We start from the raw sequence: 21,997 nt of genomic DNA, 5'->3' as shown, positions 1-21,997 counted from the left end.
GCGTTTTTATTATAAATGTTACATATATTTCCTAAGTCGTATCAATAATCAGCTTTGACTCTGTACTACCTAATGAGAAAACTCTACTTCCTCAGTTACTTCCTTACCTTCTTTCTTGTAGGGTTGAGTGCTTCTGCGCAAACAGTCTCCAATATCAGGGCCGAAAGTATTGGCAACCTGGTGATTATATTGTATGACCTTGCAGGTAGTATAAACGGGCAATTATATCGGGTAAGTGTATATAGTTCAAAAAACGATATGCAGGAAGCCCTCTTGTATGTGAGAGGTGATGTTGGAGAAAACATTGCTCCCGGTAAGAACAAGCGTATTGAATGGGGGGCCAAAAAGGAAATAGGAAATTTTGATGGGACTTTAAATTTTAAAATAGAGGCCGTACTAACCTTTTCTCCTATCGTACTCAAAACTCCTTCTAAAGAGACCATTGCCAGAAGAGGGCGTAATTATGAAATTACATGGGCAGGGGGAGTGGAAAAGGAAAATCTTCAATTGGAACTCTGGAAAGATAGTACCTTACGTTTTATTATAACCCGTACTCCTAATGAGGGAAAATACACTTGGGAGATTCCAATAGACCTTCTACCCGATGATGTCTACAAAATTCGGTTAATGAGTGTAAATGCTCCCACTAATTTTCGATTTAGTGAACCATTTGAAATCAGGCGAAAAATCCCTCTGGCATATAAGCTTGCTCCTGCTGGTGTACTAGCTGGAGTTGGAATCTATCTTTTGTTACAAAAGCCTGCAGAACTACCTCCTATTGATAAGCCAGATGGACCTCCTGATGATCCTAAATAACATACAAGTCTCGCTATAAAAATCTGATCAGAACCTATTGCCTGGCCATGGCCGCAACCTATGAAAAAGTATTTACTACCTATATTAATTTTGCTTTTGAGCTATATACCAGCTTTGGCTCAAAAGCCTGTTGTTTCAACCTATAGTCCTGCTAATGGTGCCACCAATGTGCTGACTTCTCAAAATCTGGTATTGACTTTCAATACTACAATGAAAAAAGGAAGTAGTGGGAAGGTTATACTGTATAATGGCTCTACTAAGGTAGATAGTGTCGATGTGCTCTCTTCTGCAGTTACTATATCCGGTTCCCAGGTTACCATTAATCCTGCCAATGATTTACCCAAAGGACAGACAATTGCTATCCAGATTACGACAGGTGCATTTTTGAGTGCTGTAGATTCTGTCTATACAGGTATTACAGATACTAATACCTGGAAGTTCACAACTGATGGAACTAACCCCACTGCTGTAACTTTTACTCCTGCAAATAGTTCGGTTAATGCTGCTGTGGATGCTAATCTGCGTATTGTTTTCAGTGAAAAGATTCGTAAGGGTACAGGTACTATTACTATCGGTCGACAGATATTATTGTTAAATCAGACGCTGGAAACAATCAATGTCGCTACTGCCCCGGATTCGGTGGTGAGTATTGTAAATGATAGTATTCTGGTAATTAATCCTGTGAATAATTTCCCGTCACTGGCTCAAGTTACTGTTGGAATTTCTGCCACTGCAATTCAGGACTTATCTAGTAATTCCTATGCAGGGCTCTCAGGTTTGCAATGGACTTTTCTGGTTGTAGATATCACTTCTCCTGGCAGATTGACCTATACTCCTAAAAATGGAGCAACTAATGTTGCCGGAACAGCTAACCTGATTTTATCTTTTGATGAAAAGGTTAAAAAAGGGACAGGCAATATTGTCATTCGCAATGGAGCTGCTATTGTTGAAACAATTAATGTAGCTAGCGCCCCTTCAACAGTTCTTTCTATCACAGACAGTATTGTTACAGTTAATCCTGTAAACAATCTGCCTGCTGCTGGAAATATTACAGTTTCTATTCCTTCTGGTGCATTTGAAGATTTAGCAGGAAATAACTATGGTGGGAATTTACTGGATAGTTGGAGCTTTACTGTAGATAACACAGTTCCTACTTTGATTACTGGTAGTTTATCTCCAGCTAATAGTGCAACCAACGTTTCCGCTAATGCTAATTTAATCTTCAGACTTTCGGAGAAGGTACAAAAAGGAACAGGTAATATTGTTATAAAAAGCGGAGCGACAACTGTTGAGACGATCGCAGTAACTGCTTCAAATGTAACTATTACTAATGACAGCATCATTACAATTAACCCTGCAACTGATTTTCCATCTTCTGGGAGTATGAGTATAACACTGGAATCTGGAACATTTGAAGATTTAAGCGGAAATAAGTTTGCTGGCATTTCTACTTGGGCATTCCAGGTCGCAGATATTGTGGCTCCTACTCTGATCGCTACTAGTTTGTCTCCTGCAAACAATGCAACCAATGTAGCGGCTAACTCTAATCTGGTTTTTCGTTTGTCAAAAAAAATACAGAAAGGGACAGGTAACATTGTCATCAGAAATGGATCAACTGTGGTTGAAACCATAGCTGTAACGGCATCGAATGTGACAATCACTAACGATAGTATTGTAACCATCAATCCTGCCAATGATTTCCCATCCTCTGGAAACATAAGTGTGAGCATTGGGGCAAACACATTTGAAGATTTAAGTGGGAATAAGTTTGCTGGTTTTTCTACCTGGTCATTTCAGGCTGCTGATATTATAGTGCCTACTTTAGTAGCAAACAGTTTATCTCCTGCCAATGGAGCTACAAATGTTGCTGCCGATGCCAATCTGGTTTTCAGACTTTCGGAGAAGGTACAAAAAGGAACAGGCAACATTGTCATCAAGCAAGGCAACACAATAGTAGAAACCATTGCCGTAACAAGTGCATTGGTGACCATTGCCAATGATAGTGTCATCACAATCAATCCAGCTAATAACTTCCCATCTTCAGGAAGTGTGAGTGTTGAAATTGCTGCTAATACATTTGAAGATTTAAGTGGAAATAAGTTTGCTGGTAATACTGCGGCTACCTGGACTTTCCAATCTGCACTTGTAGATGCTACCATTCCTGTCATTGTAGCGGGTAGTTACTATCCGGTACAAAATGCAATAGGTGTTCCAGTAGATACAATTCTCAGATTCCGTTTTAGTGAAAAAGTAAAAAAAGGAGCAGGAAAGATAACTATTTTCAATGGTGCAGCCATTTATGAAACAATCAATGTAACAGATCCGATTGTAACCATTTCCAATGACAGCATCATTGCTATCAATCCGATTAATAATTTTCCTTCACTGGCAAAGATTTCTCTTGTTTTGGATGCAGGATCATTTCAGGATCTGGCTGGTAATGCCTATGCTGGTAATAGTGCTTCTGCCTGGAGTTTCCAAACAAAAGATGTTCTGCCTCCAAATCGTTTAAGTTATACTCCAAGAGTTGGAGCAACCAATGTACTGGCAAGTTCAAACCTGATTTTATCTTTTGATGAAAAGGTTAAAAAAGGGACAGGCAATATTGTTATAAGAAATGGAGCTGCTATTGTTGAAACAATCAATGTTGCCAGTGCCCCTTCAACAGTTCTTTCTATCACAGACAGTATTGTTACAATTAATCCTGTAAACAATCTGCCTGCTGCTGGAAATATAACAGTCACAATTGCTTCTGGTGCATTTTCAGATCTGACAGGCAATGTTTATGGTGGCAATAGTTCAGATGCATGGAGCTTTACAGTGGATAATACAGTTCCGGCTTTGATAACTAACAGTTTGTCTCCTGCCAATGGAGCTACCAAAGTGGCTGTCAACGCCAATCTGGTTTTTAGACTTTCTGAAAAAGCACAGAAAGGCACTGGCAATATTGTTATCAGACAAGGGAGTACAGTGTTAGAAACCATTGCCGTAACTGCCTCAAATGTGACAATCACTAACGACAGTATTATCACGATTAATCCAGCTAACGATTTTCCTTCTTCTGGAAACATAAGTGTGAGCATTGGGACAAACACATTTGAAGATTTAAGTGGAAATAAGCTTGCTGGTTTTTCTACCTGGTCATTTCAGGCTGCTGATATCATAGCACCTACTTTAGTAGCAAACAGTTTATCTCCTGCTAATGGTGCAATCAATGTCGCTTCTGATGCTAACCTAGTGTTTCGTTTGTCTAAGAAAGTACAGAAAGGCACTGGTAACATTATTATCAGGCAAGGGAGTACCATATTAGAAACGATTGTTGTGACAGCATCGAACGTGACAATCACCAATGACAGTAGTATTACGATTAATCCAGTTACTACTTTTCCATCATTAGCTTCTGTTTCTGTAGTTGTAGAATCAGGTGCTTTTCAGGATTTATCTGGAAATGTTTTTGCTGGGATTGCTTCAGGTGCATGGAACTTCCAAGCAGTATATATTGATACTACACCTCCTTTTATTGTAGCGGGTAGTTACTATCCGGTACAAAATGCAATAGGTGTTCCAGTAGATACAATTCTCAGATTCCGTTTTAGTGAAAAAGTAAAAAAAGGAGCAGGAAAGATAACTATTTTCAATGGTGCAGCCATTTATGAAACAATCAATGTAACAGATCCGATTGTAACCATTTCCAATGACAGCATCATTGCTATCAATCCGATTAATAATTTTCCTTCACTGGCAAAGATTTCTCTTGTTTTGGATGCAGGATCATTTCAGGATCTGGCTGGTAATGCCTATGCTGGTAATAGTGCTTCTGCCTGGAGTTTCCAAACAAAAGATGTTCTGCCTCCAAATCGTTTAAGTTATACTCCAAGAGTTGGAGCAACCAATGTACTGGCAAGCTCAAACCTGATTTTATCTTTTGATGAGAAAGTTAAGAAGGGAACCGGAAATATTGTTATAAGAAATGGAGCTGCTATTGTTGAAACAATTAATGTAGCTAGCGCCCCTTCAACAGTTCTTTCTATCACAGACAGTATTGTTACAATTAATCCTGTAAACAATCTGCCTGCTGCTGGAAATATTACAGTCACAATTGCTTCTGGCGTTTTTTCGGATTTGACAGGCAATGTTTATGGTGGGAATAGTTCAGATGCATGGAGCTTTACAGTGGATAATACAGTTCCGGCTTTGATAACTAACAGTTTATCTCCTGCCAATGGAGCTACCAAAGTGGCTGTCAATGCTAACCTGGTTTTCAGACTCTCCGAAAAAGTACAGAAAGGCACTGGCAATATTGTTATCAGACAAGGGAGTACAGTGTTAGAAACCATTGCCGTAACTGCCTCAAATGTGACAATCACTAACGATAGTATTGTAACCATCAATCCTGCCAATGATTTCCCATCCTCTGGAAACATAAGTGTGAGCATTGGGGCAAACACATTTGAAGATTTAAGTGGGAATAAGTTTGCTGGTTTATCAAGCTGGTCATTTCAGGCTGCTGATATTATAGTGCCTACTTTAGTAGCAAACAGTTTATCTCCTGCCAATGGAGCTACAAATGTTGCTGCCGATGCCAATCTGGTTTTCAGACTTTCGGAGAAGGTACAAAAAGGAACAGGTAATATTGTCATCAAGCAAGGCAACACAATAGTAGAAACCATTGCCGTAACAAGTGCATTGGTGACTATTGCCAATGATAGTGTCATCACAATCAATCCAGCTAATAACTTCCCATCTTCAGGAAGTATGAGTGTTGAAATTGCTGCTAATACATTTGAAGATTTAAGTGGAAATAAGTTTGCTGGTAATACGACGGCTACCTGGACCTTCCAGATTGTCGATTACATAAATCCTACTGCCATTTCATATGACCCTGCTGATGGTGCAACAGGCGTTATGCCTACTGCTAAATTAAGGATTGTATTTAGTGAGAAAGTAAAAAAAGGGGCGAGTGGAACAATTGTCTTAGATAAAGGATCTGTTAGTCAGGGTATTCCCGTTACCGGAAATGCAGTAGTAGTACAAGATAGTATTGTAACCATTACTCCACCACTAGCATTGCCTGTTAATACCTATGTAAGTGTTCAGATTACATCAGGATCATTTCAGGATCTGGCTGGTAATGCCTATGCTGGAATTCCTGTGAGTGACACTACAACCTGGGGATTCAAAACAGTTTCAGATACGATACCACCTACTTATACACAATTACAGCCATTGGATAATACTACCAATGTAGCAGCCAATGCCAAACTAGTTATCACATTTAGTGAGAAAATAAATAAAGAGTCAAATGGCTCTATTCTCTTAGTCTCTTCTTCTGGTGATTCACAGACTGTGCCTGTAAATAGTTCCACTGTAGTAATTAGTGGTACTAACAGTAATATTGTCACAATTACGCCTCCTAAGGCTTTTAATTCTGGTGCTAATATATATGTGTTAGTAGTTCCTGGATCATTCTCGGACGATGCTGGAAATACTTTTGCAGGTATTACCGATGCCTCCAAATGGAATTTTAAAGTTGCAGATACTACTCCTCCTACTCTAAGTGACACGAACCCATCCAATGGTGCTACCAATGTAACAGCTAATACAAGTCTGGTGATGACATTTAGTGAGGCTGTTAAGAAAGGGACTGGAAATATTACTATTTCACAAGGTGTTGGTAATCCAACATTGACTATTGATGTCACAGACAGCAGATACGTTACGGTTACAGACAATACAGTTGTTATCACATTACCATCTGCTCTGGTTTCCGGCGCTACTGCTTCCATACAAGTTCCTGCTACTGCTTTTGCAGACCTTTCCGGAAATGCTTTTTCGGGTGTTGCTTCTGGGGCATGGAGATTTACTATTGCAGATACTCAGGCTCCGACAATTATTGCCAATGGATTAGATCCGGCAGATAATGCTACCAATGTTGCCCGCAATAAGACCCTGAGAATAATTTTTAGTGAAAAAGTTAAAAAAGGGACAGGCTCTATCCTTATCTCTGAAAATGGAACTCCAACCAGCATCGCAATATCGAATTCCAATATCACAATTGCTGACAATGTGGTATCTATAAATTACTCAGCTATAAAGTCAGGTGGTTTTGCTTCTGGTGCTTCTGTATTTGTTCTGGTACCTTATGGTGCCTTCGCCGATTCTACTGGTAATTTCTTTACAGGTATTGCAAATACAACAGACTGGAATTTTACAATTATAGATAATACCAAACCTGACTATACTCAATTATCACCAGCTAATACTGCAACGAATGTTGCTTCTTCCACTAATCTGGTTATTACCTTTAACGAAGCGGTAAAGGCAGGTACTGGAAGCAATAATAAGATCAGGATATATCAGGTAGGTATTTCCAATCCTATAGAAACTATCTCTGCTAATACTACAAGTAAAGTACTAATTACAGGTAGTACTGTAACAATTCTAAACAATGCACTTCCAACTTCGGGAGTCGAAATATATGTAACTATAGATGCAGGCGCATTTACTGACAATAATGGGAATTCGTTTGATGGTATTTCCTCTGCTACAGAATGGCGATTTAAAGTATCAGATGGCAAAGCCCCTGCTATTTCCACACTAAACCCTATAAATGGTAAAGGAAATGTGGGAGTAAATGATCCATTGATTATTGTATTTGATGAGGCTATTCAAAAAGGCACATCTGGTAAAATTCTGTTGTTCTCATCTAAAAATGCCAATCAGACTATTGACATAAGTCAGGTGACGCTAACAAATGCTACCACTGCCAGAATTCCACACAGTAGTTTTCTATCGAATGATACTATCTATGTGTTGATATTTCCTGGTGCATTTACAGATTTGGCAGGCAATAGTTTCGAAGGAATCAGTAGCGATCAGACATGGCGCTTTACTACTGCAGATATTGTTGCACCGGAAATTGCTTCTTTGAGTCCTATTACTACTGCTTCAGGAGTGGCAGTAAATACGAATCTGGTTATTACTTTTAATGAAGCTGTAAAGAAATCGGGTACAGGGGCTGTTTCTATTTACCAAGCCAGCAATAATACATTGCTACAAACTATATCTGTAGCTGATACGTCTTTGCTACAAGTAAATGGAAGTGTTGTTACAGTTAAATTGAGTGCTAATCTGCCTACAGCAACCAGTGTTTATGTATTGATAGATAGTGGTGCATTCACAGATCTGGCCGGAAATGCCTTTGCAGGAATAAAAGATCCGGGTAAATGGACATTTACTACTATTGATACCAATGCGCCAGTCATTACTGTATACTCACCAACGTTGGGTGCAACCAATCAACCCACCAATACTAATTTAAGCTTTACCTTTAATAAAGATATTCAGATTGGTAGTGGCAATATTCGATTAAAGGTTACAGGTATTACTAATGATGTGGTCATTCCTGTTTCAAATTCTGCTGTATCGGTTCGGAGTGATAAACGAATTGTGGATGTGATTCTATCCAGTTTCTTTCCCAATGGTATTCCTTCCGGAGCAACAGTGTCTGTTACAATGGATGAAGGTACATTCGTGGATCTGGCAAATAATAATAAGTTTGCAGGGATTGGCAGTGGAAGTCCATGGAAATTTACAGTAAATGATGTTATCCCTCCAACTCTGAATACCTTTACTCCTACAGACAATTCAATTAATGTCCCTGTTAATACCACTCTGAAACTGACATTTTCAGAAACAGTCAAAGCAGGAACCGGAAAAATCTCTATTTATCAGCAGAATAATTCCACACCGATAGTAACGTTAAATGCCAGTGCGGGTAGTGGTTTGCCAGGTAATACCATCACTTATACACTACCAACCTTACCTTCAGAAACATCTCTGTATGTTTTGATTGATGGAAAAGCATTTACAGATCTGGCTAACTTGCCTTATGCTGGTATTAGCAGTACTACGGTCTGGAACTTTACGACTGGCGATATTACTGCACCTACGGTAAGGACATATTCTCCAACACCTGGAGAAACAAATGTAGGTGTTAACAGGGAGTTAGTACTTACATTTAGCGAACAGGTAAAAAAAGGAGCAGATGGTGATATAACTGTAAACAATGGTGGTGAAATACAGCGTATCAATATCAACAATGTTACATTTGGTACAACCGGAATCGTAACGTTAAACAGAAGCTTCTCATTCAAGTCCGGACAGAAAGTATATGTATTGATTCCGGAGGGACTGATCACTGATTTGTCTGGCAACAGTTATGCTGGAATAACCAGTGATACAGTATGGTCATTTACAGTTATTGATAATGAAAAGCCTACTATTGTTTCACTTTCTCCAACTATTGGAGCAACTAATGTAGCACCCGCAACAAGGCTAAGTATTACTTTCAGCGAACCGGTCAAACAAAATAGTGGGACAATTACTATTTTATCTCAAGGTAGTATTATTATTCCCAATCCGAATGTTATTTTCTCTAACGATAATCGGACCATTACCTTACCCAATAATGACTTTATAGCTGGTACTGTTACTGTAATTATTCCTGCCGGAACATTTACAGATTTAACAGGGAATGCATTTGATGGTATCAACAACTGGAGTTTTACAGTAGCTGATATTGTGGCTCCTACCGTTACATCAACAGATCCAAACAAGAATGAGACCAATGTACAGCCTAATGTGACTATACTTGCTGCATTTAGTGAGGCGATCAAGAAAAATACAGGTAAGATCATTATTGAGCCTGCCGGAGGAACTGCCCAGTCTATAGATATCACTAGTAGTTGGGTTACCATAATTGGGCAAAATACGATCTCTATCCAATTACCGCAAAATTTGCCTTCAGGAGCTAAAGTGACAGTGACTATACCAGATGGGGCTTTCCTGGATGTAGAAAACAACCGATCTGTAGGGTATCAGTGGAGCTTTACTGTGGCAGATGTGGAACCACCTACTATAACTACACTTTCACCAGATAAGGAAGAGCAGAATGTAAGTCGGAACAAAATACTCACTATGACTTTTAGCGAGAATGTATTTCCTGGAGAAGATACAATTAGCGTGTATGTAAATCAGGTTAAAAAATATACAATCGCTGTGAGTTCTCTGAATCCTGCAGGGAAGATCGTTACTATCCCGATTTCTGCTTCATGGCCATCCAATGCTGATGTATATGTATTAGTACCTGCTGGGTCCTTTAAAGATGCTGCCGGAAATAAATTTGCAGGAATTACTACTTCCACAGGCTGGCATTTTACTATCGAGGATTATATCTTCCCAACTATTACTGACTATTCTCCTCAGAATCCTCCAGATGCGCCTGTAAACTCAAATGTGACACTTACATTTAGTGAAGCAATAAAAAGAGGTACTGGAGCTATAGTACTAAAGCCTGTTTCAGGAACAAGTCAGACAATTGATGTGACAAATACAACTAAAGTCAGGATATCCGGAAATACGGTGACCATTGATCCGGATGATTTTGGCTCTAATTCAACTATTGAAGTAACAATACCTGTTGGAGCCTTTACTGACCTGGCTGGCAATGCATTACAGACTGCAAAGGTCTGGACTTTTAAAGTAGTGGATACGGATGTTCCATTTGTTGTAAAATATTCACCTGAAGATGATTCTACCAATGTACCAGTAAATGCACTGTTAAAGCTAACATTCAGCAAACCGGTTAAGAAAAATACAGGTAGTATTCGTGTAGTTGTTAATGGTACAGCGTATCCGATTACAGTGAATGATCCAGCAGTTAGTATTTCTTCTGATAATAAAACTGTAACCATTAATCCATTCACAAGTAATCTTCCTTCATTCCCATCGGAAGCCTCTGTGTATGTTACGATGCCTGCCGGAGTGTTTGTGGATCTAAGCAGCAGTGCAAACCCATATTCTGGTATTTCAAGCCAGACTACTTGGAACTTTAAGGTAGTTGATATTATAGCTCCAACAGTGAAAACGCTTTCACCGGACAGACAAGCTACAGGTGTAAAAACAGATGAAGTGATCTCAATTACGTTTAGTGAAAGCATACGGGTTGGTGTTGCCACAGATACTATTACTATTACACAGAGTACAGGTAAGGTAGAGAAGATTTCTGTTACAGACTCCAGAGTTCAAATTAGTGGAACTGTAATGAAAATTTCACATACAACCCTATTTGATTCTGACGCTACAGTTACTGTACAGGTACCAGCTTCTGCTGTGGAAGATCTATCAGGTAATCGGTTAACAAGTCTGATTGGATGGAGCTTTAAGGCAGCAGATATGATCAGGCCTACAGTTGATCGATTGTCTCCAACTATTGGTCAGAGTGGTGTTGCTACAACTGCACCACTGATTATGATTTTTAGTGAGAGAATTAAAAAGGGAACTGGTAAGATTATTCTTACGCAAGTTAGCAATCAGCAAGGTGGAAGTACTGACGCAATATCTGTAACTAGCGATTCTGTACAGATTACTACCATTACCGTTGGAAATAAAACTGTATCTCAGGTGAGTATTTTGCACAAGGAGTTCTTGTCAGGTGCTACTGTAAGTATACTTATGTTTGATGATGTATTTACAGACCTTTCGGGTAATACCTATGCCGGACTAACCACAGCAGATAGTTGGAAATTCTCAGTTTCGGATGTTGTATTACCTTACATTGCCAACAAAACTCCTGAAGATGAAGCCACTCGGGTTGCTGCCAGTACTGAAATGGTCATTAATTTCTCAGAAGCTATGAAAAGAGGAAAAGGAGAAATTAATCTGTTCTTAAAAACCGCTACTGGTACTACTGGACGTGTTATCAATGTGGCTGATACTAATCTGGTGAGAATGAAAGATGGAGAATCTACTGTGATAATTCGTCAGTCAACCGCTTTCCCTTCCAATGCCAGGGTAACAGTATATATACCTGATGGTGCGTTTACCGACCTGGATGGAAATGCTTTTGGACTGAAAGATACATCTGCGTGGAACTTTACAATCGTAGATTACACCAATCCAATTGCTCTGACATTAGATCCACATAATACCGCATCAGATGTTGGTCAGGATAAAATACTAAGTATTACATTTGACAAGCCTGTAAAACCAAATATTGGATTTGTTCGAATCTTTAGAACAGGTGTGGCAGATGCCTTGTATACCATCAATGTAACAGATGCAACACAGGTTTCGATCAACTCTTCAAATCCCAATCAGATATTGATTAATCCAGGGCCTAATGGTTTGCTCCCTTCTGGTAGTACTTTATATGTAACTGTTGATGCGGCCTCTTTTGTAGACTTTAGTGGAAATGAATTTCTGGGTATAGGAGTAGATGCCTGGAAATTTACAGTTCGGGATGTGATACCTCCTCGGGTTCTTACTTATAGACCAACCAGCGGAACACAAAATGTTGCACCTGATACACCATTAGAGTTGACCTTTTCAGAAACTGTGAAAGCAATTGCTAACAAGCGTATTTATATTTATGTCAATGGTGTGGTGAGAGATAGCATACTTGCTACTGCAACACAGATTACTAATGGAACAAAAGTGACTATTCCGGTGCGTTCCTTCAACTCTGAAGACAAAGTATACATTCGTATGGCTGAAGGAACTTTTGAAGATTTGGTTGGAAATAAGTATGCGGGCATCAATGATGCATCTACCTGGAATTTTACAGTTGCAGATGTCAATGCGCCTACTGCCACTGCCTTTATACCTACCAATGGCAGTACATATGTTAAAATTGATGCTGTTCTTTCCATTACCTTTAGTGAGACAATTAAAAAAGGATCAGGAATCATTCTTCTGAACGAAGTAAGTAGCACCCTTTCCACAACACAAACTATTGCTGTGGATGATCCGGCAGTAGTGATTGCAGCCAATGGAAGAACTGTATATATTACACCTCCGGATGGGTTACCTTACAAAAGCAATATCTCTGTTCAAATACCTTCTGGTACTTTTATGGATCTGGCTGGCAACGCGTATAAAGGTGTTAACTCTGAGGCTACAGATAAGCAATGGAGCTTTACTACCGTTCCACCTCCAGATAATGATCCTCCTTTAGTGAGTAACCTTTCACCGAAAGACAATGCTGTAGATGTTCCTCTGAACTCTCAATTGATTATGACTTTCAACGAACCAATCTTCAATAATCAACAGGGATCTATTACTATAGGGACTCAGACATTGAATTTTAAAGATGCAGGATCATATCTGAAGTTTTCGAACAATCTTCAAACAGGATCTTATATACTGACTATCACACCTCCTGCAAAATTACCTCCTAATACGAATGTGTCTGTACAAATTAGCAAAGGTGCTATTGTAGATAGTGTGGGGAATCAATTTGCAGGGTATGTAAATGATCAGGAGTGGAACTTCCTTACTGCTGATCCTTCAGACACAATTGCGCCTATTGTTCAGATACTGGATCCAGATGATGGCTCTTCCAATGTAAAAGTCAGCCAGAATATGAAAATTGTATTCTCAGAGCGTATTCGTAAAGGGAAAGGTAATATCATTATTAACAACAACAGTGTAGAAAATGTGATTCCTGTGAGTAGTTCACAAATTACGTTGAATAATAATGTGGTGACAATAAATCCAGATCATGATCTGGCTCCTGGTGCTAACATAAACGTAATTGTTCCAAGTGATGCCTTTACAGATTTAGCGGGTAATCAATTTGTCTACAAAGGTAAGGCTGGGATTCCAGATCCACAGGACTGGAACTTTAGTACCTTTAACAGCACGGTAACAACTGCGCCTTTTGTAAAACAGCGGATACCTGATATCAATGATACAGTAAGTGCCAACACCGTGCGTCTGGCATTGATATTCGACAGAAAGATGAAGAAGTATGAAGGGGTAATCCGGGTTCTTGTAAATTCTACTGTTAATGCTATTGATGTAGAAGGTTCTGGTGTTGAAGTGGATGCCACTGATTCAACAAAAGTATACATCAACTTTCCGTCAGGTTTTCCTGTAGGTGCTACTGTAAAAGTTATTATTCCTTCCAGTGCGTTTGTTGATACCAATGACAATAGCTTTGCTGGTTTTAATGATAGCGATCCATGGACATTCTACATTGAAGACAAGGATGCGCCTACCGCTGGTATGTATTATCCTGCAGTTGGTAGTATAGCGGCACGTAATACAAATCTGATTTTGACATTTAGTGAATCTGTGAAAATAAACGAGGCACTTAAAAACTCTACAAATGTGACAATTATGCAGAGTGATGCCTCTCTATATCGTATTTCATTCAGTGATACACAGAGATTACGTGTTGTTAATAATACATTAATTATTAATCCGGCTAATGATTTACCTCAGACCAATGAGACCTTTGCTGTATTAATAGACCCCAATAGTATTACAGACCTGTCAGGTAATCCGTTTGCTGGTATTACGGATAAGAAAACATGGTACTTTACTGTAGGATCTTTTATTGATAATATTGCACCTGGACTTATATCCTTAAATGCACTGGACCCGGCTCCTAATGTAAAAGGTGTAAGCCGGACTGCTACCTTGAAGGCAACTTTCACAGAACCCATTCAGAAAGGAACAGGTTCTGTTACTTTAGTTGTTGATGGAGTTCCTACTGTACTTGATATAAGTAGCTCTCAGATAACTATTGCAGACAATCAGTTAATTATAAAACCATCTGCTGCATTTGAGCCTTTGTCTAAAGTATATGTTCTGATTGGAAATGGGGCTATAACCGACCGGGCCAACAATGCATATACAGGGATTTCAGATCCTACCTCATGGAGCTTTACAATAGAACAGGCTCCTCCAGTAGAGTTGACTGTGTCAGAAGAAGAATTGCTGGTTCCAGATACTGTTACTGCTATGGAGGTACAGGCTCAGTTGTCACAGAGATTACCTGGTATTAGTGCAAAAATGTATTATCGGGGAATTACAAGTGCTGATACAACTGCCTGGCAAACTCAGGAACTGACTTTACAAGGCCTGTCTTTTACAGGTACAATAACCCGTGAAATGATAGATCCGGATAAAATCGGATTAGAATATTATTTTGAGCTTACATTTGACAGTACACTTAATAGTAATCCTTCTCAGACTAATATCTTATACGCCTATCATAAGTTTACAAAATCTGGTCGCTTGTTCTCTGAGGGAGGAAGTTTGAAAGCTGGTAGTAAAACGAAAGAATATGATATTATCTCTATACCTCTGGAGTTGGAAAAAACAGATATAAGTGATGTATTTGGAGATGATCTGGGATTCTATGACATTAAGAAATGGCGGATCTTTCATTACAATACAACAACTATGGAGTCGCAGGAATATCAGAATGGTTTAACCCAAATTGAACCTGGGCTGGGATATTGGTTTTTGTCCAGAAATCAGGCTGGAATTGATACATTGGATACAGGGCCTGGTACGCCTGTACGTCGGAACCGAACTAACTTGTTCCCGATCTTTCTGACTAGAGGCTGGAATCAGATTGGTAATCCGTATCGTTTTGATGTTTCCTGGGATGATATACAAAATGCCAACAGCAGTCTGGATACAACAGTACAACTGTTCACGTATGATGATGGATATCTGAATAGTACGGTATTGCCTAAATATAGAGGTGGATTTGTATTTGTAGAAGAGGATACACGTATTGTAGTTCCAACTACGCTAAATCATGCTATTAATAGCGGACGGACAAGTTCGGAGGTAAAATCAGCCTTTACTCAGGGTGCTTTATGGGAAATAAACTTTTCTGTAAAAGCTAATGACATTTCGTATAATCTTGCTGGATTAGGTATGCATGAGCAAGCTGCAGAAGGAAAAGATAAACTGGATCGTATTGCATTGCCACGTTTACCGCAATATCTGGATATACGATTTGAGCATCCGGAATATTTTGCAAAGTATTTTACCAAAGATATGGTGTCTGTAAAGGAAAACTTTGTTTGGGAATTTACTGTAGGTTCGGGGCTGGGTAAACAGGATGTTATATTCTCGTGGACAAACAAACTGCCTGAGAATACCAATAAGAAATGGATCTTGTTTGATGTTCAGCAAAACAAAGTGATAGACCTTACCACCTGGAAAGAGTACAAGTTTGAATTGGGTAAGTCTGCTATATTCCGTATGTATTATGGTACTGCCGAATATATTCAGGAAAATATCAAACCTGAGTTTGGTTCTCTGGGTCAGATTTATCCGAATCCATTCCATCAGACTACAACTATTCCATTTGCCCTGGCTGAATCAGACCAATCTTATCAGGTTCGTATGGACATTTACACTATTACAGGGGTGAAAGTTGCCAGCTTGGTGAATAGTACATTTGAGACTGGTTTACATGAAGTGACTTGGAATGGAAAAGGAAATGATGGAAATCGGGTAGCTGCAGGTATGTATGTTTGTCAGATGGAGGTTATGAGTGTAACCGGCAAGGCTATATACCGTAAAAAGGTTATCGTGCAATAATATAAGCGGGGTTAGCCAGTTTGACTGATCCCGCATGATAGTTACTTTGCAACACTTTGGCTATAAATAAAGTCAGCGTGTTGCAAAATTTCAGGCTTACATACAATAAATAAGTATAGAATTCGTACCATATAGAACTCTATCTTCAGAAAGGAGATAGCCACAACAACCTGCATGAAAATTTATTACCTATTTATACTGATACTGGTCACTTTCATGGAAAGACTGCATGCGCAGACTGTTAGTGGAAAAGTTGATAATGTTGTGGTCAGTGTTGGAAAAGATCGGACAGCAGGAAAGCCTGCACTAGTTTATACAAATATTATGTATAAAGATGAAAACAGTAATCAGTTGCTGGAGGCTTGGGAAAAAGGGAACATTTCATTTACGATAAAGAATAACGGAAAAGGTACTTCCCAGCGTTTGATTGTAAGTGCCGAAACTGCTAATGCAGATGAAGTCAAAGGGTTAGTTTATCCTACAGTAATACAGATTGACTCAATGGCTCCTGGCAAACAGAATACTGTTAGTATTCCAATAGAAGGAAGCCTTAATCTGTCAGCAGGAATTGCGACAGTAACAGTAATGATTCGGGAAGAATATGAATATGACCCGGATGAGATTACATTGGATATCACTACTGACGAGTTTAAGGCTCCTAAATTACAGATTACAGCCTATCGGTTAGATGCTGAACAATACCTGAATCTGGCTAATGTACCTGTGAAGTTACGTTTGGTTTTACAAAACAAAGGTCAGGGCCCCGCATCGGATACACGTCTGGATATTTATTTACCCGACTATGCTAAACCTATAGACCGTCCTGCATTTGTACTAAACAATGTTGGACAAACGGAATCAAGAAATATAGAATTTAACTTTTCTGTTCGGGCAGACAGAATGATGGATGAGATACCTGTAAGAGTTGTCGTTATTGAGAGACACCAGAAATATGGATTGGATACGATATTGAAACTGCGGGTAAATACTATATCTGGAAATAGAAAGTAATCCTGACTAATCTGAATCTTTTCCATTGAAAGAGTAGTGTTTTTGCTACTCTTTTTTATTTATATTACATCCTGGTATACAAAATTGTATACTCTTTCAAAAACGATAATCGCTTAAAATGAATGTGTTATTTTCTGTAGCTATCCTATGCGTATAATTATTTGCTTTTGAATATTTTCAAAAAAAGTATTTTCTTACATGAAGTTTTCTCTTTTTAGGAAAATAACTAACAGTTTAGTCTCTTAAATCAAAACACAAAGATCTGCTCTCGCTCACTATGAAAAATGTATTCTTACTAGTAGTCACTGTATTTGCTGCTTTTGCCTGTACTACTGTAAAAGATTCTGATGATTATAAACTATTGGCCGCACGGACTGCATCTCTGGAAGAACAGATTCGGGATAGAGAAAAAGAAGTTGAAGAAGTAACTGCCTCCATTGGTAAAATTGACAGTAATCTTATGAAAATATCCGAACATGTAGAGATTATGGATGGCGTTAAACTACGTGAGATGGTTAAGAAGCCTGGTGAGATTGATCTAATGATAACAGAGATTGGAGATTATGTGAAGCAAAATAATGAAATGATAGCTACACTGGAGAAGAAAGTAAACGAATCCAAGACTATCAATTCCGGATTGAAAACTATGATCGCGATGAAAAATACGCAGGTAGAAGAGAAAGAGAAACAAATTCAGGAGTTATTGAGTACAATTGAGAAAATGCAAAGTGAGTTTCATGGACAACTGGCGCAACGTGATTCAACCATTGCCAGAGTCCGGAATGAAATTAATCAGACTCAGGTGCAACTCGAACATACCAAGGAAGATGTCAGGATAAAAGAAGAAGAGCTGAATACCGGATTTGTTACCTTCGGTTCAAAACAGGAACTGGCGCAGAAAGGGGTGATTCAATCAGGTGGAAAAGTTATTCTTAATAATCAACTGGATGCAGAGGATTTCACACCTGTAGACATTAAAAGTACCAACGAAGTAAAGATTGGGGTAACCAAACGCCAGAAATTAGTGACTTCACATCCAACCGATTCTTACTACTTTATTAAAACAGATGGAAGTACCTATCTGAAAATTGTAGAACAGGAAAAGTTCTGGAGTGTGTCCAAATATCTGGTAGTATTAACTGAGAATTAAACCATACTATTATTTCAAATAAATTTGAGATCCTTCTTGCCTGACGATGTAAGAAGGATTTTCTTTTTAATAGGGATACGCATTATTAGAATTGAATGGTTGTTGCATGAAAAGGGAACCAGAGACAAGAAAAGAAATGTTACAAAATATAAGCTAAGCTGTTCAAAATCTTAAATCAACATGAGGGCAGAGATACGTTAGTTTACATAGTCGGTGTGAGCAATGTATTTGTGAATGAGATATCAGAAAGCTTGGTGCGATGTTATATATTTGTCCTTTACTTTAGTAGAAACCAATTGCTGTTTATATTCAACAACTCATCATCAATGAAACCTCGTTTTTTGTTATTTTTCTTTTTGGTCGCTTATGGCTGGTGCCAGGCCCAGATTGAACGTCCTGTTACCTGGGAGTTTACGGCAAAAGCAACCAGTGCACAGGAGGCTACACTTACATTCACGGCAACTATCAAAGAAGGCTGGCACGTATATTCCCAGTTTATCGAAGATGGTGGGCCTGTACCTACATCCTTTACATTTACTCCCTCTAAAGACTACCAATTAGTGGGAAAAGTTGAAGAGAAATCAACTCCAATCAAGGCGTTTGACAAAACCTTCAATATGAATATTACCTGGTTTGCCAATAAAGCTGTATTTACACAGAAAGTTAAACTCAGCAAAGCTACCAAGGTACAAGGTTCACTTGAGTTCATGGTATGTGATGATACAAAGTGTTTACCTCCGGACCAGGTAGAATTTGCAATTGCTGTAGAACCTTTGAAAGGAACTTCTGATGAAAAAACAGCAGATACCAAAGTAACTACTGAGACTACTACCAATGCAGTTGCAAAACAGGCGGAACCCAAAGCACCGGAAAAAAATACAGTTGCAGAAAGTCAGACAGATACAGGTGCTGTAGTAACTACAGAATCTACAAACGGAGGAGCATCTACTTCAGAGGAAGTAGTAGAAAGCCAGCCTGTACAACAAACTCCAGTAGCAACTGTAGGGGCTCCACAGGAGCAATCTCTCTGGATTACATTTGTGGCTGGATTGCTGGGAGGGTTTGCTGCTATTCTGATGCCTTGTATTTTTCCATTACTACCCCTTACTGTAAGCTTCTTTACCAAACAAAGTGGTTCCAGAGCCAAAGGTATTCGCATGTCTATGCTGTATGGCATCTCTATTATAGTTATTTATGTATCACTAGGATTGCTGATTACAGTATTATTTGGGGCAGATGCTTTAAATGATCTCTCTACCAACGGTATTTTTAACTTTTTCTTCTTTGTACTGCTGGTTGTATTTGCAGCCTCTTTTCTCGGAGCATTTGAGATTGTCTTACCTTCTTCGTGGGTTAACAAGGCGGATATGCAATCTGAAAAAGGTGGCTTATTGGGAATATTCTTTATGGCTGCTACTCTGGCATTGGTTTCCTTCTCCTGTACAGGCCCTATTATTGGTACCTTGCTGGTACAGGCTGCTTCTATGGGACAATTGCTTGGACCTGCTGTAGGAATGTTTGGATTTGCTTTTGCATTGGCTTTGCCTTTTACATTGTTCTCTCTGTTCCCTTCCTGGTTAACTTCTTTACCAAAAGCAGGTAGCTGGCTGAATACTGTAAAAGTAGTATTAGGATTTCTGGAGTTAGCTCTTGCATTGAAATTTTTATCCAATGTGGATCTGGCATATCACTGGGAATGGTTTGATAGAGAAGTATTCCTGGTATTATGGATTGTAATTTTTGGTTTGTTAGGCTTATATCTGCTGGGTAAGCTAAAATTATCGCATGATGGAGAGCAAACCGGAATTTCTGCTGTTCGTTTATTTTTGGCGGTTGTGACGCTGGCATTCAGTTTATATATGATTCCTGGCTTATGGGGTGCCCCTTTAAAAGTAATTGCAGCTTTTTTACCTCCTCAACATACGCAGGACTTTGACTTATATACGAATAGCCTGGGGGGAGGAAGCCAGCCTTCAGTGGCTAGTCATGCACCTCGTAAATACAGTGAAATATTCCATGCTCCTCTGAAGCTCGATGCATTCTTTGATTATGACGAAGGAATGGCTTATGCCCGTCAGGTAAACAAACCCGTTATTATTGACTTTACTGGACATGCTTGTGTCAACTGCCGGAAGATGGAAGCTACTGTATGGCCTGATATGGCTGTATTGGGACGATTACGGGAAAAATATGTATTGATTCAGTTATATGTGGATGATAAGACAGAACTTCCTGCCAATGAACAGTATGTATCTAAATTTAGTGGCAAGAAGGTGAAAACCATCGGTAACAAATGGAGTGATATGCAGGCAACACGTTTTAATGCAAATTCACAACCTTATTATGTGTTGCTGGATGCACAGGAACAGGTACTAGTGACTCCACAAGGTGCAAATTATGATGTAACCAACTTTATAAACTTTTTGGATCTGGGATTAAAGAATTATTCAGAAAAGAAAATCGCCAGTCTGAAATAAGGTCAAAACGATCTTTTATAAGAAAGCCACATGTATCGTGTTACATGTGGCTTTTTTGTTAGATTGTGTGAACAATAAAGTTTAAGACAACGAGATTAGAAATATACCAGCTAATTGTATGATCCCTATTCGGAAGTTTATACAGGACGTTTCCTTTGATAGAATAGATAGTTATAGAATCAATCATCAGCCTGAAATACATTGTATACTAAAATTTGATAAATATGAGATTTTAGATTCTTTTGGAAATAAACTGCCCAATAGTATTGTGGGAAAGAATCTGATTAGTAATACAACTGCCGAACACATTACTTCATTAACAGACCCAAAGCTAATTGATAAATTCAGGAATTTGTTTGTGGAAGACTCAGTGAAACCGCTGAATCAGGAGACTCCTCTCTATAAAAATTCTCTCTTGTTCTACAAGGGTAATGTAGTTGTAGGTGGAATAAACGTTTCATTTAACCAAGGTATACTTTGTACTATCAATCATGAATTTCTGAGTATAACACAAACAGACTTTGGTAAGCTCCGGGCTTTCTTTTTTGCGGATTTAAAGCATAATCCATATGAAGCAGTATCGTATTTCGGTAATATAGCTAACAAATGGCAGGAACATCTCTTTCCTGACTTCTATTTTAATCCACATTGGAAATTGTACGAAACAACAATTGGTACCCCCATACTTTGTCTGAATACAAATCGTGCTAAGTTACAGATCGAGACTGAAGAGGGGGTATTAATTTCTCCCGCTCAGTTAAAAAGGGCGACTTATGTAAAATACTATCCTTTTGCTCAAAAACGAAAAATGTTTGAGATGATTTTTTCATTATATAATGAAATGCGTTCAGACTATGATTTGCCTGAAATTAAAGGTGATATTGAATCCATACTACCATTTTTTGTAAGATTAAATAGTGTAACTATTCCTGTTAATGACAAGGATGATATTTTACTGAGCTTCAGCAATTGGGATGAAGAACACGGGCTTTATATCAGAATAAATGAAGTAGGAGATAAAATGGAATTTGATTTTTAATAAACCCTTCTATCTGCCTTTTCAATAAAACCACTCCACATACTCTTCTAATTTCAGGAAGGTTCAATTAGGTATCAATAAACCTGTAATGCG

At 38.7% G+C, this 21,997-nt stretch carries 6 protein-coding genes; all 6 read left to right on the top strand.

The features are described from left to right. Nucleotides 1-72 precede the first annotated feature (72 nt). The 6 genes from QNI22_RS23865 (at nucleotide 73) to QNI22_RS23840 (ending at nucleotide 21,904) form a co-directional block, all read left to right on the top strand. Nucleotides 73-816, top strand: coding sequence for a Ser-Thr-rich GPI-anchored membrane family protein (locus QNI22_RS23865; protein ID WP_314514374.1), 744 nt, complete (start codon nucleotides 73-75; stop codon nucleotides 814-816). A 60-nt stretch (nucleotides 817-876) separates the two neighbouring features. Beyond that, nucleotides 877-16,227, top strand: coding sequence for an Ig-like domain-containing protein (locus tag QNI22_RS23860; RefSeq protein WP_314514373.1), 15,351 nt, complete (start codon nucleotides 877-879; stop codon nucleotides 16,225-16,227). Nucleotides 16,228-16,443: 216 nt separating this feature from the next. Continuing rightward, entirely contained in the window at nucleotides 16,444-17,238 is a 795-nt protein-coding gene (locus tag QNI22_RS23855; RefSeq protein WP_314514372.1) for a COG1361 family protein, read from the top strand. 277 nt (nucleotides 17,239-17,515) lie between these two features. Further along, on the top strand, nucleotides 17,516-18,388 hold the full coding sequence (locus QNI22_RS23850) for a Cbp1 family collagen-binding glycoprotein adhesin (protein ID WP_314514371.1): 873 nt from the start codon (nucleotides 17,516-17,518) through the stop codon (nucleotides 18,386-18,388). 326 nt (nucleotides 18,389-18,714) lie between these two features. Further along, the gene (locus QNI22_RS23845) at nucleotides 18,715-20,865 is read left to right on the top strand and encodes a protein-disulfide reductase DsbD family protein (protein WP_314514370.1); all 2,151 of its coding nucleotides are present in this window, start codon (nucleotides 18,715-18,717) and stop codon (nucleotides 20,863-20,865) included. Between the two features lie 118 nt (nucleotides 20,866-20,983). Then, nucleotides 20,984-21,904 carry a hypothetical protein gene (locus QNI22_RS23840; protein ID WP_314514369.1) on the top strand — a complete coding sequence of 307 codons (921 nt, stop codon included), beginning with the start codon at nucleotides 20,984-20,986 and terminating at the stop codon, nucleotides 21,902-21,904. Nucleotides 21,905-21,997 lie beyond the last annotated feature (93 nt).

The sequence above is a fragment of the Xanthocytophaga agilis genome, from assembly GCF_030068605.1.
Classification (GTDB): domain Bacteria; phylum Bacteroidota; class Bacteroidia; order Cytophagales; family 172606-1; genus Xanthocytophaga; species Xanthocytophaga agilis.
Note: the sequence above shows the minus strand (reverse complement) of the source record. Positions and strands in the feature narration are given on the sequence as shown.

What these genes read in the sequence shown, in the direction of transcription:
- QNI22_RS23865 (WP_314514374.1), top strand. Translation starts at nt 73, where the DNA reads ATGAGAAAACTCTACTTCCTCAGTTACTTCCTTACCTTCTTTCTTGTA.
- QNI22_RS23860 (WP_314514373.1), top strand. Translation starts at nt 877, where the DNA reads ATGAAAAAGTATTTACTACCTATATTAATTTTGCTTTTGAGCTATATA.
- QNI22_RS23855 (WP_314514372.1), top strand. Translation starts at nt 16,444, where the DNA reads ATGGAAAGACTGCATGCGCAGACTGTTAGTGGAAAAGTTGATAATGTT.
- QNI22_RS23850 (WP_314514371.1), top strand. Translation starts at nt 17,516, where the DNA reads ATGAAAAATGTATTCTTACTAGTAGTCACTGTATTTGCTGCTTTTGCC.
- QNI22_RS23845 (WP_314514370.1), top strand. Translation starts at nt 18,715, where the DNA reads ATGAAACCTCGTTTTTTGTTATTTTTCTTTTTGGTCGCTTATGGCTGG.
- QNI22_RS23840 (WP_314514369.1), top strand. Translation starts at nt 20,984, where the DNA reads ATGATCCCTATTCGGAAGTTTATACAGGACGTTTCCTTTGATAGAATA.